Genomic DNA, 15,206 nt, shown 5'->3' with positions numbered 1-15,206 from the left:
GTGAAGCGGTCGGGCCTAGATGAGATCCAGGCCGATCGAGAAGACCTCGGCCGCGAGCGGAGCCGAGACACAGATCCGGTTGACGTGGCGCTGCAGCGCCGGGCCGGTGTTGTTGTCCATGACCGTTCCCGTGTTGACAGGGTTGCGGCTCGGGCAGCGGGTGTCGGAGTACTCGTCGGGATTGCCGAGCATGTGGCCGAACTCGTGCGCGGCGACGTCGCCGCTGTCGGACGTGTCCCACGTCGTCATGTCGGTCTGGGCGGGGCCTTGGCGCACCCGGACGACGTGGTGGGGGCTGGAGGTCACCCACTGCACGTCGACGGTGATCGTGGAGGTGCCGTAGGGCCCGGCGCAGACGAAGCGGTTGCTCCACTTGTTCTCGATGCCGGTCTCCCACGTCGTACGCAGTGACGCCATCGTGGCGGCGGTGATCCCCGCGTCGGGGTTGAGCTGGATCCGTACCGTGACGGCGGTGCAGTTCTGGAAGTACGCGGCGTTCCAGGCGAAAATGCACTCGGACACCCGGAATCCGCGCTGGCCGACGTAGGGGCAGGGGCCCGCGAGGGCCTCGGTGCCTTCGGCGGGCTCGGGGGCTTGGTGCGACACGACGACTCCCTTCGCCGCCACCGCATCGGGAGCGACAGGCTGGGAAGCGGATGAGGGTGAGGTCCTCGCCCGTGGCGGCGGCCCTGATGAGCCGGACGCGCCGGACGCGAGGTATTCGCTGTACTCCGGCAGCGGATCGACGCCGTAGAACGCGTCGGTCCTCCGGGTCAGGTCCAGGAACTCGGCGAAGAGGAGCGGGGAATACGGGACGGCGTCGATGCGGTGGAGGACGTTGCGCGCGTACGCCCGGGCGTTGTTCGCCTTGAAGTCGTACGCGTGCGTCGGCGTCGTCCCACCCGCGTCGCCGAGGTCGTCCAAGAAGCCCTCGATCCGCTCGCGCGCCGCCTGCCGGAGCTCGGGCGGGAGCGTGGAGATCCGGTGGACGGCCGGCACCGTGGCGATGTAGCTGGAAAGCGAGTCGGCCTCGGCGAACTGCCCCGACAGGACCATCGTGTAGTACGCGGGCAGGTCGAACAGGTTGATGTTGGTGATCGTGTTGTGCAGGTTGACGGTCGTGTTGGGAAGTGACTTGATCTCGGTGAAGTGACGGAACACGTCGTCGAAGTCGCTGTGCATGCGCACGTATTCGGTCGTCCGCCGGGTGCCGTCCAGGCTGATGTTGAAATGAACGTGCTGGAATCGCGACAGGTGCGGTCGGATGTCGACCTTTCCTGAAGTCAGTGTGGAACCATTCGAGATGATCTCCACGGAAACATCGTCCGACAGCTCGTTCAGCACGTCCAGGAAACGGGGCTCGTTGATGGGGTTGCCGCCGTGGAACGTGACGATACGGATCGGGTTCGCCCGGATGAAGCTGATGACCTTGTCGATGTCATTGCGCCGGTACCCGACCGGCTCCACGCCCAGCATGCGGTGGCGGTCGGAATTCAGCCGCGTGCTGAGTTTGTCGAAGCACATCCGGCAGCTGTACGTGCACAGGTTGCTGAGGGCGATCAGCAGATACTGCGTCCGACTGACGTCACCGGTCGTCTCGTCGTAGGCCTCCGCGACATCCCGCCAGTCGAATTTCTCCTGGTAGTAGTTGTGGACGGTCGGCTGACGCGTCGCCTCGTCGAGGCACGCCCGGCAGCCCGCCGGCACCTCACCGCGCAGGAACTGACGGCGTGCGAGACGCATCTTCTCGCTGTTGACAAGACCGGACACATCGTCGACCAAGCCCAGCCGACCGGCCTGCGGCCCCTTGTCCTCACAACAGATGATCGACTCGCCGTCGGCCCAGATGGCCAGCGAGACGAAGGGGGCGATGCAGAGCGGAGCCCTGGTCGCGGGATTCCTCTCAGGCTTCTGACTCATCACGGCTCCCGGCGGGTAGCAGATGAAGAACGTCAGCGGTCGGCCGGGGAAACCGAACCAGCCTCGCCGTACGGCATTCTCGCGGAGTGATATGAGAATCCGCCATGGGAATAAGCGCCCACAGATGAAGACCAGCCATACCGTGCGCCACAAGGGTGAGCAGATTTCGCTACCCAACTCGTGGGAGATGCCGGGGAGATGAGTGTCCCTGTACCCCACTCTCTGATCTGCAGTACACAATATTCTCGTGCGGAATGGCTCGATTCTGGCTCAGGCCTGACGTCAGCCTGTCATGGAGCGAAGAGGACCCGCTTCCCTAAGAGCAAGACGGGTCCGGCCGACGGCCGTTCGAAGCTGAGGTTCGGGATCGTGCCCTGTAGGCCTCTGGTGCCGTTCGCGTAGTACCACGGTCCCGTCCTGGCCTCACTGTTCAACCATCTGGCCCGAGGTCGACGTCACACGAACCACAGGGGCACACCTGCCCCCAGGGACGACGACCTGAAAGGCAACACCTATGAAGCAGCGGGCTGCACGTACCACCTCACTCGCGATGGCAGTGGCCGCACTGCTGGGGACGGCCACCGTCGCCCCCTCGGCGCAGGCCGCGGAGCGGACGGTGGACCGCGGGCACGAGGCGACCCGGGCGGCGCTGCGCACGCTGGTCGAGGAGGGGGAGCTGCCCGGCGTCGCCGCCGAGGCCCGAGGCGGCAAGGGGAAGTGGTTCGCCACAGCCGGGTACGCCGACACCGCCACGGGGCGCAATCGGTCGGCCGCCGACCACTTCCGCGGGGCCAGCATCACCAAGACCTTCATCGCGACCGTCCTGCTCCAGCTGGACGCGGAGGGGAGGCTGAGCCTGGACGACACCGTGGAGGCATGGCTGCCGGGTCTGGTCCAGGGCAACGGGTACGACGGCGCCAAGATCACACTGCGCCAACTGCTCAACCACACGAGCGGCATCGCCAATTACACCGACGACCCGGTCATCGCCCACAACTCCGCCGGCCTCGGCTTCCCCGCGCACCGGTACGACACCTACACCCCCGAAGAGCTCGTGGCGGTCGCGCTGAAGCAGCCGCCCCACCCTGACCCCAAGAAGTCGCCGCTGTACTCGAACAGCAACTACGTGATCGCCGGAATGGTCATCGAGAAGGCGACGGGCCACGGCTACGCACAGGAGGTCACCCGGCGGATCATCAATCCGCTGAAGCTTGACGGGACGTCGTTCCCCGGCACGCGGCCGCAGCTGCCGCACCCGCACCCCGTCGGGTACTCCCGTCTCCACCAGCAGACCCCCGACGCCGAAGTGGTCGACGCCACCGAGCAGAACATGACCTGGCTGGGTGCGGCGGGAGACATCATCTCCACCACCGGCGACCTCAACCGCTTCCAACGTGCCCTGATGCGTGGCGCGTTGCTGCCGCGCGCCCAGATGAAGGACATGCTCCGTGAAGTGCCGGACGGACAGGGCATGGGCTTCGGGCTAGGCGTCGAGTTCGCGAAGCTGTCCTGCGGGGTGAAGGTCGTGGGCAAGACCGGCCGCACGAACGGCTCGCTCTCGGCGATGGTCGGCACGGCGGACGGCAAGCACCAGCTGACGTTCAACATCAACGGCGACTGGCTGTGGGACAGCTCGATGTACACCGACGTGGTCGAGGCCGAGTTCTGCGGCAAGATCCCGGCGCGGACCGGTGACGAGCAGCGCCGAGACCTCCTGGGCCGTCGTCTCCTCCGGTGAGAGGGCGCTGGCCGCCGTGGGCGATGCGCGCTCAGAGCCTGTTCTCAAACTGCGGTGGCTTCGAAGGCGATGAAGGAAAGGCATCCATCATCCGATGGGAAATGCAGGTGCAAGGCCTGTTCGGAGGAGCCCGTGCGCATCCGCGCCGCCGCCACCCTTGCCACACTCACCGTCCTGCTCGCGCCTGCCAGCGCCCGTGCCGCGCCCGGCGACGACATCCGACCGGCGCCACCGAAGCGAAAGTCGACCGGTGCTGGCAGTCGTTCCTGCGTCGCTTCGACATCGAGCACACGTTTCGCCTCTTCAAGCAGACGCCGAGGTGGACCAAGCCCCGGCTTCGCAAGACGAACTCGTCGCCGTGCTTGGACGGAGCGGCAGGACTGAGTGCGCGGGCGGGCGAAGCTCAAGGCGCACGTCGAACGGGTGTGGATCAGCGAGATCGACGCCGCGCTGCTGCGTGGGGGCGAGCTTGGGCGCGCCAACTCATCAAGCCATTGTTACAGTAGTACTGTAACAATAGTTCTTGAAGTTGGAGAGCTCATGACCTTCCAGGCCAAGAAGACGCGTCCCGGAATCTCCGATCGCAGTCGGATCGTCTTAGGTGCCGCCCCGTGGATCGCTGCCGCCGTGGCACAGCTGGCCGTCTACGCGGCTGTCCGCGGTCGGCTGCCGGACGAGGTGGTCTCTCACGTGGGCTTCTCCGGGCCCGACGGCTTCATGTCGCCCCTCAAGCTGGTCGCCATCACCATCGCCGTGTACCTGGCCGAGGCAGCCCTGTTCGGATACTTGTTGACAAGCCGCCGCCAGACGGCCGGGCAGTATCGACTCGTTGCCGCCTGCGGGTGGGGCGCCGCTCTGGGCGAGGGCTACTTCCTCACCGCCTCCTTCGCCGCCAACGCCGGACTGTCCGACCCGCGCGACCTCGACTTCCCCATGGCGGTGCACGGGGGGATCGCCATCGCTATCTGCCTGGCGGGCGGCGCTCTCGGGGCAGCGCTGGCATGGAAGGCGGACCGGTGATGACGGCGCACACCCCTCGCAGGGCGGCCTGGAGCCGGAACGCGGGGCCTGCCTGGTGCGCACCGGTCGGAGTGCTCCTGGTCGCCGCAAGCGGCGGTCTCGCCTACGTCACATCGGTGAGCTGGTGGCTGCTCTTCGCGGCGTTCATTGGCCTGCTTCTCGTGCTGTTCGGCAGTACGAGGGTTACCGTCGACGCGGGCGGTGTCACCGTCTCTTCAGGTCGGCTGCCGATCCGGCGCTTCCGCTCGGATCAGATCGTCGCCGCGCGCTCCGGCTACGCCCGCCTCGCCGACCTGGGGGGCTTCGGCTATCGCGTGATGCCCGGTCGGCACTCCGTATCCTTGCGGCCGGGCGATGCCCTGTGGCTGGTGCTGAGCAGTGGGCGAGAGTTTGTCGTGACAGTAGACGATGCCGGGACTGCCGCACGTCTGATCACGGACCTCTCTGAAGGGCGTTGACGCCATGCTGGTGGAGATCGATACAAGCTCCACGCAACCGCTGTCGGAACAGGTTGCCGCGGCCGTGCGGCGCGCCATGCTCGCCGGCTCGCTGCGCGTGGGTGACCGGTTGCCGGCTGCCAGGGATCTGGCCGGGGCATTGGGGATCAGCCTGCACACCGTGCTGCGGGGCTACCAGGCGCTCCAGGCCGAGGGGCTCATCGAGTTGCGGCGCGGCCGAGGGGCGGTCGTCATCGCATGCGCTCCGCAGGACCGCGCCGCAGTCGTCGAACAAGCACGGCAGCTGGTGGCTGCCGCTCGGCGGATCGGCATCTCGGATGCCGAAACGCTCGCGCTGGTCTCGACATGCATGGGCCGGGAGTAGATGCGGTAGATCCGGTGGGAGTCCGTCCTCTGCGTGTCAACTGGCGCTTCGTACCGGAGGTCGCAGCGTCGTGGGCTCGACAGGTTCGACTGGTTCGGCAGGGGCCTCAGCAGTCGGCTGCGCCCGGCGCCGGGCCACAGAGGCGCCGGGCGGCAGGCAGAGCACCAGGATGCCGCCCGCCATCGCGAGGGCAAAGCTCCACAGGCCCATCATCAGCCCGATCGAGAAGTGGAACAGCAGCCCCGCCCACATCGCCGCATAGCGAACCCGCTGCGGCAACAGCGGGGCGATGGCGAGTGTGATCTCGATGAACAAGGGAAGCCACGTCATCAGGGCGACCCCCCATGGCGTCGACACGACAGGACGTACGATGGCGGCCAGCCAAGGGGGAGCGCCGAAGCTGAGGTTGGTGCTCCAGTACCACATGGCCGTTCCGTCGTACCACTCCTGGTGCGGCAGCTTGGCGACGCACGCGGTGAAGTAGACGACGCACATCTGCAGCCGCAGCATCAGCAGTCCCGAGGAGCCGATGAGAGCCCAGCCTCGGCGGGCCCGGGAGCCTTCGTCCGATGGCGGTGCCTGCCAGTGCCACCGGCGCGGGTCACCCAGGGCAGGCAGGATGAACAGCATCGACAGGATGAGCCCGATCTGGTCACCACCGTCGCTGATGGCGATGCCCGCAAAGACGCTGTAATTGACATAGGCGTGCGGAACGGCGGTGAGGCGGGGGCGCCATCCGGAAGCGACGACCAGGAGCAGAAGGACGCACAGCCACTTCAGCCACAAAAGGCCGGCGTGGTCGTCCTTCGCGAGGCAGAACACGGAAGCTGAAGTGGCCCCCTCGCAGGTAGGAAAGTCACCGGCGAGGGCGACCGGGCGAAACAGGGTGTCGACGCTGGAGAATGCGAGGGTGCCCGCGGTGCCGAGGGCGACGAGGGTGCGTGCCAGGCCGTAGACGTTGCTCCACGGCAGGCGGACGAGGCGGTCGGCGGCCATGTCAGCACTCCACCTCCCAGACGGCAGCGCGCACCGGCGTGTGGGTGCCCGACAGCAGATCACGCCAAGCCCACGGAACCGGTTTCATCTCGACCATGGCCGAGCGCCCGCAGATGCTGGGCGACGGCGAACGGTTCTTCAATTTTCGCGCCGCAGATACCTTTTGAAGGCACTCGGCAGCGGAGGTGGCGTCACCGCAGGGATGCCAGACGATGCCCTTCTCATGCAGGAGCAGGGCTCCCTCTATTCCCTGAGAGCGAGAGGCACGGTCCAGGCCGAGAGCATTGGAGGCGCGGGCATGCGGTCCCAGCCGGATATCGCGCCACTCCTCGCCCTGCCGATGGAAAGGAACGAACTCGGAGCTCTTGGCGGACTTGGTGTAAAACGCCCAGCCCTGCGGTGCGACCACAAAGGCGACGTCGTGCAACTTCTCCTGCCCCGGAAAGTGGAGGGCGTTCTTCGGTAGAAATATTTGGGCCAAGTAGAGGACGATCACAGCCCAGATGACGGCAGCCACGACGATCCAACTGCTCGGCACGCGGGTGCGACTAGCGCTATCAGTTACTCGTAGCGGTATGTGCTCGGCAAGTCTCATCAGCGATCTGCAAGCTGGGTGCAAAGAGGTGCTCGGCTGCTGTGGATCACGCAGCGGCGAGTCGGGTGATGTCGGCGACCTTTTGCTCCTTGGTGATGCCGTCCTCGTCGTCGTGTGCTGCCCTCGACATGTTGACGACGTTCTTCCACGCTTGCACATTGACTGCGACGGAAACATTCACAGCGCCGCCTACGTTCACGGCGACCAGCACGTTCACCGCGATCACAGCGCAGCGACCGGTACCCGTGCCCGCGTCCCCAGAGCTCTTGTCGGTGTCCTTCTCGTCCACCGTGACGTCGGCGAGCAGCTTGACGGCCTGGTCCATTCCGGATTCGACCTTGCGGGGATCGCCGGAGCGGACCTTTGTGGAGAAGGCGCTGAAAAAGCCGGGCTCCTTCTCGGCGATCGCGTCGAGCACCTGGGCGACGGCGCGCCGTGCCTCGGAATTATTGTTCTTTCGGTAGGAATCTGGGGCACCGGAGTATGACCCAAGCTCGGTGAACTTCTTGCCAAGGTCCCCCTGCAGGAAGATCAGTCCCGCGTAAAGATGGCGGCCGTCCTGATCGGTACCGACAGCCGGGCCCGACTTTTCGGCGGCGACCGGTGCGGTATTTACAGCAGGGGCGGCAGAAGCATTCGACGAGATCACCCCGCCCACACCGATCGCGGTGACTGCGGTCATTGTGGCCAGGAAGCGCTTGGTTATCGTTATCCGGGTGGACAAGATGCTCCTTCGGTGACGGGCGGACATGCTGGACGGCAGTGATGAGCACGGTAGTTCACCAATATCCGGCACGCCAAGATTCTACGCAGAGACCCGACTCTTGCCCATGACGGAATTCCCTATACAGGGATTGGGAAACCCTCTCACCGGCCCGCGCCAGGTGAATGCGCAGAGCTGTGAAGGCTTTGGAGGCACCTGTAGAACTGCCGTCCTCGTCGACGTATGGGCCCGGCGTGGGCTGCGGCACCGGGGCCGGTAGGGGGACAGCGGGCGTCGGGAGTGACGAACACCAGCCAGATCGCCTCTCGGCTCAACTCAGGCCGCAGGCCTGATGCCCTCGCCGCCCTGCCGATCACGCCGTCCGCGGCCTGTCTCCCTTCCGGGCAGCGCACTCGGCTCCGGCCCGGCGCAGACAGAGCGCGAGCCAGGAGCACTGCCCGCCGCTGCCGGCAGGCCCGAACCCGGCACCGGTCGGAGCAGTACACCGCCGACCTCACCCGCTCCACCCCCACCGTCCACGATCGCCCGCACACCGGACACACCGCCTGCTCGCCCCGCTGTATCGCAGCCACCCGCCTCCGGGTCCGCCGCATCCTCCGCCACCGCCGCGACCTGCACCGACTTGAGCACAACACCGCGGCCGCCGCATCGTCACCGGCAACGGATCACCACACTCCCGGCAATACCGCCGGACCGTCCCGCCCAGCCCCCACACCGCCGATCATCCAGCCGTCTCTGCCTCACGGCCGGAGTTCAAAGACAACTACTCAGGAGCCGTGGCCGGTGCGGGGAGGAGAAGGGGGCGGCTGCGGCACGCGGGCGAAGCCGGTCCGGTAGGCGAGGGCGACGAGCTGCCCCCGGTGGTGGGCGCCGAGCTTGTGCATGATGCGCTGGACGAAGGTGCGAACCGTCAGCGGGCTGACGCACAGGCGCTCGGCGATCTCGTCGTTGCTGAGCCCCTCGGCGGCGCACAGCAGGACTTCCTGTTCGCGGGGGGTGAGGTGCTCCAGCTCGCGCGGGGTGGCGGTCGGGCGGTCGGGTCTTGAGCCGGTGAGGTAGCGGGTGACCACGGCGTGGGTGGCGAGCGGGGACAGCACCATGTCGCCGGCCGCCACGGTGCGGATGGCGCTGAGGAACTCGGCGGGACCGACGCCCTTGCCGAGGAAGCCGCTCACGCCCGCGCGCAGGGCCCGCGTGATGTAGTCGTCGGTCTCGAAGGTGGTCAGGATGAGGACGCGAGTGCCGTGCAGCTGGGGATCCGACGTGATCTGCGCGGCGGCGGACAGGCCGTCCTGGTGGGGCATCCGGATGTCCATGACCACGACGTCCGGTGCGCTGGTGCGGGTGAGGTGCACGGCTTGGGCGCCGTCGGCCGCGGTCGCGACGACCTGAAGGTCGTCGGTGGCGTCGATGAGGACCTGGAAGGTTCCGACGAGGAGCGCCTGGTCGTCGGCGAGCAGCACGCGGATGTTCACGGGGTGTCCTCGAAGTGGGCGGGCGGCATGCCGGCGGGGGAGGGCGTGAGGGTGGGAAGTTCGGCGACGACCTCGAACCCGGCCCGCTCCCGGGGGTGGGCGTGCAGGTGTCCGCCGGCGGCGTGGGCCCGCTCGCGCATGCCGATCAGGCCGTATCCGGCGCCGTCGCGTGTTGATACGGGCGGGCCGTCGTCGCTGATCGTCAGGGTCAGCAGGCGGTCGGTGTAACGCAGGTGGACCGCGGCCGTGGTCGTGAGTGCGTGTTTGGAGACGTTGGTGAGCGCTTCTTGCGTGATCCGGTAGGCGGTGAGGTCGACGCCGGGCGACAGCGGCCGCGCGGTGCCGTCCTGGGTGAGCGTGACGGTGAGGCCGACACGGTCGAACGAGGCGAGCAGTCGCGGCAGTTGCGCCAGTCCGGGGGCGGGCTCGGTCACCGGGCCTTCGGGGTCGTCGCGCTCGCGCAGCAGACCCACGGTCGCGCGCAGTTCGCCCAGCGCCGAGCCGAGTGTGGCAGTGAGATGGCCCATGACCTGCTGTGCCTTGTCGGGCCGGGCCGCCAGCAGATAGTCGGCGGTGGCGGCCTGGGCGTGGGCGAGCGTGATGTGGTGGGCCACGACGTCGTGGAGTTCCCGGGCGATGCGCATCCGTTCGGCGCCGACCCGCCGGCGGGCCTCTTCCTCGCGGGTGTGTTCGGCCATTTCCGCGCGGGCCTCCACCGCGGTGACGTAGTCGCGGCGGCTGCGCAGGGAGTCGGCCACGGCACCGGGGACGAGGGTGAAGGCGGCCAGTCCCACCTGCTCGGGCCGCAGTTGCGGGCCGCCCGGCGGCCAGAGGGCCGAGGCGGCAAGGAGGGCAAGGGCGGCCGCCACGGTGTAGCGGGCCGCTGTGCGGCTGTCGGTGCGCCAGGCCAGCGAGGCGAGCGCCGCCATGACAGGAGCGGCGAGGGTCGAGCCGAACTCATAGCCGAAGGCGGGTCCCATCGCGCCCAGGACAGCGGTGCACACCGTGGCGGTGACCACGGTCAGACGCGGGCGGCCGCGGCGCAGGAGCAGCGCGGCGCACGCGCCGACGGCGACGGCGGTGGCAGGCAGGGGCGGCCAGCGCACGATCCGGGGCGGCTGCGCCATCGTGGTGGAGAGCACCGCGATGGCGCACAGGGCCGCGGCCATCGCGGCGTCGAAGCCGCGGGGGTGGCGGCAGGCCCACGACCGGATGCCGGGGATCACGTGCCCTCCTCAAGGGGTGGAGTACGACGGTTGGTCGGCCGCGGGTGACCGGGGCACGCGCTGCCGGGCGGGATGCCGGAATCCCCGGGGATGCCCGCGGATCGCGGGCGTCCCCGGGGCGGGGCGGGCTAGATGTTCACCGATTCCTCCCGGGATGAGCGCGCTTCCGGGACGGGGTGCCCGGCCGCGGGGGTGCGGGTGAGCTTCTCGCCTTCGACGTCCAGGTCGGGCAGCAGCCGGTCCAGCCACCTGGGCAGCCGCCACGCCGCCTGTCCCAGGAGCGCGAGAGCGGCCGGGACGATGGTCATGCGGACGATGAACGCGTCGAAGAAGACGGCGGCGGCCAGTCCGAGGCCGAGCATCTTGATCATGGGGTCGGACATGCCGATGAATCCCGCGAAGACGGCGATCATGATGACGGCGGCGGCCACGACGACGCGGGCGCTGTGCCGGAAGCCGGTGACGACGGCCCGGGTGGGCGATTCGCCGTGGACGTGGGCTTCGCGGATACGGGTCACGAGGAAGACCTCGTAGTCCATGGCCAGGCCGAAGACCACACCGATCAGGAAGATCGGCATCATGCTCATCACCGGTCCGGTCTGGGCGACGCCGAGCAGGTCGGCGAGCCAGCCCCACTGGAAGACCGCGACGATCGCGCCGAAGGCCGCGGCGACCGAGAGCAGGAAGCCGAGGGCTGCCTTGAGCGGGACGAGGACCGAGCGGAAGACGACCATGAGGAGCAGGACGGCCAGGCCCACCACGACCGCGAGGTAGGGGAGGAGCGCGGCGGTGACCTTGTTGGAGACGTCAATGTTCATCGCGGTCTCGCCGGTCACCAGCATGGAGGCGCCGGACGTGGCCCTCAGGTCGGCGGCCTCGGAGCGGATCGTCTTGACGAGGTCCTTCGTCGCTTCGTCGCTGGGGCCGGTGCTGGGTACGGCGGCGATGGTCGCGGTGTCGCCGACCTTGTTGAAGGTGGCCGGTGAGACGTCCACGACACCGTCGGTGGAGTTGAGGTTCTTGCGGGCCCGCGCTGCCGCGGCCTTCGCGTCGTCGGCGCCCTTGGCGTCGATGACGATGGTCAGGGGCCCGTTGAAGCCGGGGCCGAAGCCGTCGGCGAGCGCGTCGTAGGCGCGGCGCTGGGTGGTGGAGGTGGGCTGCGCCTCGTCGCCGGGCAGGCTGAGCCGGAGGTCCAGTGCCGGGATCGCGACGACGCCGAGGCCCGCCACGCCGAGCAGCAGCGTCGCCAGGGGACGGCGGACGACGAAGCGGGCCCACCGGCTGCCCGCGGGCTCCCGCACGGGCGAGGGCGCGTCGGCGTTGCGCCGGTGCTCGCGTGGCAGTACGGCCCGGGGGAAGAACCCGAGCAGGGCGGGCAGCAGCGTCAGGGCGACGAGTACGGCGATGACGACGGTCCCGGCGGCGGCCAGTCCCATGTCGGTCAGCATGGGCACGCCCGCCACCGACAGTCCGGCCAGCGCGATGACGACGGTGGCTCCGGCGAAGACGACGGCGGACCCGGCGGTGCCCACCGCCCGGCCGGCGGCCTCTTCCGGCGCCTGTCCCTCGGCTCGTTCCGCGCGGTAGCGGGAGACGATGAACAGGGCGTAGTCGATGCCCACGGCCAGCCCCAGCATCAGGGCCAGGGTGATCGTCGTGGTGGACATGCCCGCGGCGACGATGGCACAGACTCCGGCGCCCAGACCGATGAGGGCGGTCACCAGGGGGAGTCCGGCGGCGACCACCGCGCGGAAGGTGATGAACAGCACGAGTGCGGCGACGGCTATGCCGATCAGCTCGGTCACGCCGCCGAGTTCGGGTCCGCCGTCGACGGCCGAGCCGCCGGCCTCCACGGTCAGCCCGGCCTCGCGGCCGTCCCGGACGGCGTCCATGAGCGCGGCGGTCGTGGCCTCACTGAGGTCGTCGCTGGGGGCGGTGTAGGTGACGGTCGCGTACGCGGTGGTGCCGTCCTTGCTGACGGCGCCCGGCTCGAAGGGGCTCGAGGCGTCCTTCACCTGCGCCCCGCGCGCGATGGTGTCCACGACCTTCTCGACGGCCGCCCGGTTCTCACGGGCGGTCACCTTCTGTCCGTCGGGCGCGGCGAAGACGACGCGCGCGTCCGCGCCCTCCGCGTTGTCCCCGGGGAAGCGCTCGTCGAGCAGGTCGAACGCCTGCTGCGACTCGGTGCCCGGCATGGAGAACCCGTCCTCCTCGGCGGCCGGGGCGCTGAGCGCGGCGAAGGAGCAGGCCGCCAGGAGCGCCACCCACAGCAGGACGAAATAACGGCGTTGCCGGAAGGACAACCGGCCGAGCCGATAGAGCAAGGAAGCCATGACGAGGCGCTCCAGTCAGAAGGGGGAAAGGGTGCCGCGGCCGTGCGATCCGCGCTCCGGGCGGGACAGGTCCGCAGTCTCGGCTCCATCCTTGGCACCGCGGGCCGCCCCGTCGTCCCGCGTCTGCGGACACCCGCCCGTACTGCAAAAGCACTACGGGCCCGGCTCGGTCTCCTCCCGCGGGGTCAGACCGCGTGCCCGTTGGCGTACGCATAGGCCGGCAGCCGCCAGGCGCCGCCCCGGTCCTCTTTCGACAACCGCGCGACCAGGTCGGGGACGCGGAAGAGACAGGCCAGCGCGGTGGCGTTCTGGAAGGCGCTGATGGCGTGCTTGCTTCTGGGCATGCCGACGCGCAGGATGCGGGGGTTGACCTCGCCCTGGATCTTGTCGACGAAGGGCCGCAGGACGCGGTCGTAGTTCGCCAGCGCGGTCGGCAGATCGTCCGCATGCCGGTTGATCTCCCCGGCCAGGACGTACGCGCCGACGAGGCCGCCGGAGATGCCCATGCCGCTGTAGGGGGAGGCGCAGTGCGCGGCGTCACCGGCCAGGACCACGCGGCCCCGGGACCAGGTGTCGGTGCGCACTTGGGCGATCTCCTGGGAGTAGAAGAACGGACTCGTCTCCATGCCCGCGATGAACCGCTCGGTCTGCCATCCGGCGCCCCGGAACCGGCCGGCCCAGAACTCCCGCTGCTGCTCTGGGGGTGCGCGGTGGATCGCGGACGCTTCCGCCGACTCCTCACGCATCACGAAGTACACCTGGGTCTCGGTCGCGTTGTGGCTGCGCCGCATGATCTGACGGCCGCCCGGCACCATGTAGGTGTCACGGATGCTGCTGTCGGAGGCGATGCGCGGCACGAACCAGTACGCCATGTGGATGCCCACGCGCCAGTACGGGTCGAAGCCCTCCGGGAGAAGCACCCGACGGACCCGTGACCCCTGGCCGTCCGCGCCGACCAGCAGGTCGAATTCCCCACGGGAGCCGTCGGAGCAGCGGGCGGAGACCTGGGATTCGTCCTGGTCGAAGCCCTCGACGCTCTTGCCGAAGACGTACTCGGTGTCGTCCTTGGTCGCGTCGTGGAGGATGCGGACGAGGTCGCCGCGCATGATCTCGTACTCCGAGGTGAGGCTCTGGCGGCCCGTGCCGGAGGTGTTGGCCAGGATCGTCGCCTTCGGCTTCCCGCGGGAGTTGACGAAGGCGACTCCCGCCTCGTCCACGAGCCGACTGCGGACGGTGTCGAGCAGCCCCATCCGTTCGACCGCTTCGATTCCCTGCCCGCGGAGGTCGACCTGCGCTCCCGAGGCGCGCAGCGCCGGGAAGCGTTCGACGACCGTCACCCGGTGGCCACCGCGGGTGAGCCAGAAGGCCAGCGCCTGCCCGGCGACGCCGCCACCGGCGACGAGAATCCGCAGAGAACGCTCAGTGATCTTGTTCGTCATGCCGACCACCTCAAAATCTATCGGTGATTGGTTCCTGTCCAGAGTCTTCTATCACCGATAGATTGTCAATGTGACCAAGATGAACCGTGAGACCGTCGTCACCGAAGCGCTGAACCTGCTCGACGAGGTGGGCCTGGAGAACGTCAGCACGAGACGTCTTGCCCAGCGGCTCGGCGTCGAACAGCCCTCGCTCTACTACCACTTCCGCACCAAGAAGGATCTCCTCGCGGCCATGGCGCAGGCAGCCATGGCTCCCCATGCCCGCGCACCCCTCCCGACGCCCGAGGACGACTGGCGCGCATGGTTCCTTCAGAACACGCGCAGCTTCCGGCACACACTGCTGCAGCGCCGCGACGGCGCACGCCTCCATGCCGGCAGCGCCCCGACCGGCGACCTCGACCGGATCCGTCGCAAGATGACCTTCCTCATCACCTCCGGCGTGCCCGAGCGGGACGCGCAGATGGCCATGCTGGCCGCCAGCCGTTACACGGTCGGCAGCGTCCTGGAGGAGCAGGCCGACACGGACTCCGCCGACGTCACGGACCGACCGGCCGACGTACCGGAGATCGACCATGAATCGGCGTTCGAGGCGGGCCTCGCCCTCATCCTGGACGGCCTGGTGCAGCGCACCGCGGCGGCTGGATCCCGGGCCCGGCAGGACCCCGCACAGTGATCGCCGCGGGGGCAGCGCCGGCGAGCCCGTCCGGCCGGGCTTGAACAGGACGCCCAGGTGCGCGAGCGCGCCACGTCGCCCGCCCCGGCGAGATGCCGCGGCGCGCCGCGACTCTCCACAACCACTGCCATGGCTTTCTGCGTCTGGTTGTTCGTGTGCCTTCCCGCTCATGACAGGGCGTGATCCGGCAGGTCCTGCCGCACGAGGACGTGCAGGACGTGCAGGTCCTGCCGTGTCGCCGTCGC

General features: G+C 68.8%; 14 protein-coding genes. 5 read left to right on the top strand and 9 right to left on the bottom strand.

The window, feature by feature from the left end; translation table 11 throughout:
- Positions 1 to 15: 15 nt before the first annotated feature.
- Complete coding sequence (locus tag ACZ6AA_RS36230) at positions 16 to 1,920, bottom strand: twitch domain-containing radical SAM protein (protein WP_471462719.1); 1,905 nt, start codon at positions 1,918 to 1,920, stop codon at positions 16 to 18.
- A 514-nt stretch (positions 1,921 to 2,434) separates the two neighbouring features.
- Between ACZ6AA_RS36230 and ACZ6AA_RS36225 the strand changes: the two genes are divergently transcribed.
- Positions 2,435 to 3,658 carry a serine hydrolase domain-containing protein gene (locus ACZ6AA_RS36225; protein ID WP_471462717.1) on the top strand — a complete coding sequence of 408 codons (1,224 nt, stop codon included), beginning with the start codon at positions 2,435 to 2,437 and terminating at the stop codon, positions 3,656 to 3,658.
- A gap of 44 nt (positions 3,659 to 3,702) precedes the next feature.
- Here the strand turns inward: ACZ6AA_RS36225 and ACZ6AA_RS36220 are convergent, their stop codons facing one another.
- Complete coding sequence (locus ACZ6AA_RS36220) at positions 3,703 to 3,948, bottom strand: hypothetical protein (protein WP_468462415.1); 246 nt, start codon at positions 3,946 to 3,948, stop codon at positions 3,703 to 3,705.
- 250 nt (positions 3,949 to 4,198) lie between these two features.
- Between ACZ6AA_RS36220 and ACZ6AA_RS36215 the strand changes: the two genes are divergently transcribed.
- From ACZ6AA_RS36215 to ACZ6AA_RS36205, 3 genes are all read left to right on the top strand, one after another.
- Positions 4,199 to 4,678 (top strand): hypothetical protein, encoded by a 480-nt coding sequence (locus tag ACZ6AA_RS36215; RefSeq protein ID WP_468462409.1) that lies wholly within the window; start codon positions 4,199 to 4,201, stop codon positions 4,676 to 4,678.
- A gap of 116 nt (positions 4,679 to 4,794) precedes the next feature.
- Positions 4,795 to 5,136 carry a hypothetical protein gene (locus ACZ6AA_RS36210; RefSeq protein WP_468482333.1) on the top strand — a complete coding sequence of 114 codons (342 nt, stop codon included), beginning with the start codon at positions 4,795 to 4,797 and terminating at the stop codon, positions 5,134 to 5,136.
- A gap of 4 nt (positions 5,137 to 5,140) precedes the next feature.
- Positions 5,141 to 5,500 carry a GntR family transcriptional regulator gene (locus tag ACZ6AA_RS36205; RefSeq protein ID WP_468462411.1) on the top strand — a complete coding sequence of 120 codons (360 nt, stop codon included), beginning with the start codon at positions 5,141 to 5,143 and terminating at the stop codon, positions 5,498 to 5,500.
- Positions 5,501 to 5,536: 36 nt separating this feature from the next.
- Here the strand turns inward: ACZ6AA_RS36205 and ACZ6AA_RS36200 are convergent, their stop codons facing one another.
- The 7 genes from ACZ6AA_RS36200 to ACZ6AA_RS36170 all read right to left on the bottom strand — a co-directional run bounded on the left by ACZ6AA_RS36200 (position 5,537) and on the right by ACZ6AA_RS36170 (position 14,288).
- Positions 5,537 to 6,496 carry a sporulation-delaying protein SdpB family protein gene (locus ACZ6AA_RS36200; RefSeq protein ID WP_468462412.1) on the bottom strand — a complete coding sequence of 320 codons (960 nt, stop codon included), beginning with the start codon at positions 6,494 to 6,496 and terminating at the stop codon, positions 5,537 to 5,539.
- Position 6,497: 1 nt separating this feature from the next.
- Entirely contained in the window at positions 6,498 to 7,013 is a 516-nt protein-coding gene (locus ACZ6AA_RS36195; protein WP_471462714.1) for an SdpA family antimicrobial peptide system protein, read from the bottom strand.
- Between the two features lie 124 nt (positions 7,014 to 7,137).
- Positions 7,138 to 7,773 (bottom strand): hypothetical protein, encoded by a 636-nt coding sequence (locus ACZ6AA_RS36190; protein WP_468462413.1) that lies wholly within the window; start codon positions 7,771 to 7,773, stop codon positions 7,138 to 7,140.
- Positions 7,774 to 8,582: 809 nt separating this feature from the next.
- Positions 8,583 to 9,290 (bottom strand): response regulator transcription factor, encoded by a 708-nt coding sequence (locus ACZ6AA_RS36185; protein WP_468461333.1) that lies wholly within the window; start codon positions 9,288 to 9,290, stop codon positions 8,583 to 8,585.
- Positions 9,287 to 10,516, bottom strand: a complete 1,230-nt coding sequence (locus ACZ6AA_RS36180; RefSeq protein WP_468461335.1) for a sensor histidine kinase — start codon at positions 10,514 to 10,516, stop codon at positions 9,287 to 9,289. Before ACZ6AA_RS36180 ends, ACZ6AA_RS36185 begins: the two co-directional genes overlap by 4 nt.
- A gap of 128 nt (positions 10,517 to 10,644) precedes the next feature.
- Complete coding sequence (locus tag ACZ6AA_RS36175) at positions 10,645 to 12,849, bottom strand: MMPL family transporter (protein ID WP_468483800.1); 2,205 nt, start codon at positions 12,847 to 12,849, stop codon at positions 10,645 to 10,647.
- 185 nt (positions 12,850 to 13,034) lie between these two features.
- Entirely contained in the window at positions 13,035 to 14,288 is a 1,254-nt protein-coding gene (locus ACZ6AA_RS36170) for an FAD-dependent monooxygenase (protein WP_471462711.1), read from the bottom strand.
- 79 nt (positions 14,289 to 14,367) lie between these two features.
- Between ACZ6AA_RS36170 and ACZ6AA_RS36165 the strand changes: the two genes are divergently transcribed.
- The gene (locus ACZ6AA_RS36165; protein ID WP_468461469.1) at positions 14,368 to 14,961 is read left to right on the top strand and encodes a TetR/AcrR family transcriptional regulator C-terminal domain-containing protein; all 594 of its coding nucleotides are present in this window, start codon (positions 14,368 to 14,370) and stop codon (positions 14,959 to 14,961) included.
- Positions 14,962 to 15,206: the final 245 nt, after the last annotated feature.

The sequence above is a fragment of the Streptomyces sp. NPDC040610 genome (assembly GCF_055594065.1).
Note: the sequence above shows the minus strand (reverse complement) of the source record. Positions and strands in the feature narration are given on the sequence as shown.

Excerpts from the sequence above, each read along its gene's own strand:
- ACZ6AA_RS36165 (WP_468461469.1), top strand. The coding sequence starts at position 14,368 with ATGAACCGTGAGACCGTCGTCACCGAAGCGCTGAACCTGCTCGACGAG.
- ACZ6AA_RS36190 (WP_468462413.1), bottom strand. The coding sequence starts at position 7,773 with ATGACCGCAGTCACCGCGATCGGTGTGGGCGGGGTGATCTCGTCGAAT.
- ACZ6AA_RS36200 (WP_468462412.1), bottom strand. The coding sequence starts at position 6,496 with ATGGCCGCCGACCGCCTCGTCCGCCTGCCGTGGAGCAACGTCTACGGC.
- ACZ6AA_RS36205 (WP_468462411.1), top strand. The coding sequence starts at position 5,141 with ATGCTGGTGGAGATCGATACAAGCTCCACGCAACCGCTGTCGGAACAG.
- ACZ6AA_RS36170 (WP_471462711.1), bottom strand. The coding sequence starts at position 14,288 with ATGACGAACAAGATCACTGAGCGTTCTCTGCGGATTCTCGTCGCCGGT.
- ACZ6AA_RS36215 (WP_468462409.1), top strand. The coding sequence starts at position 4,199 with ATGACCTTCCAGGCCAAGAAGACGCGTCCCGGAATCTCCGATCGCAGT.
- ACZ6AA_RS36225 (WP_471462717.1), top strand. The coding sequence starts at position 2,435 with ATGAAGCAGCGGGCTGCACGTACCACCTCACTCGCGATGGCAGTGGCC.
- ACZ6AA_RS36230 (WP_471462719.1), bottom strand. The coding sequence starts at position 1,920 with ATGAGTCAGAAGCCTGAGAGGAATCCCGCGACCAGGGCTCCGCTCTGC.
- ACZ6AA_RS36175 (WP_468483800.1), bottom strand. The coding sequence starts at position 12,849 with ATGGCTTCCTTGCTCTATCGGCTCGGCCGGTTGTCCTTCCGGCAACGC.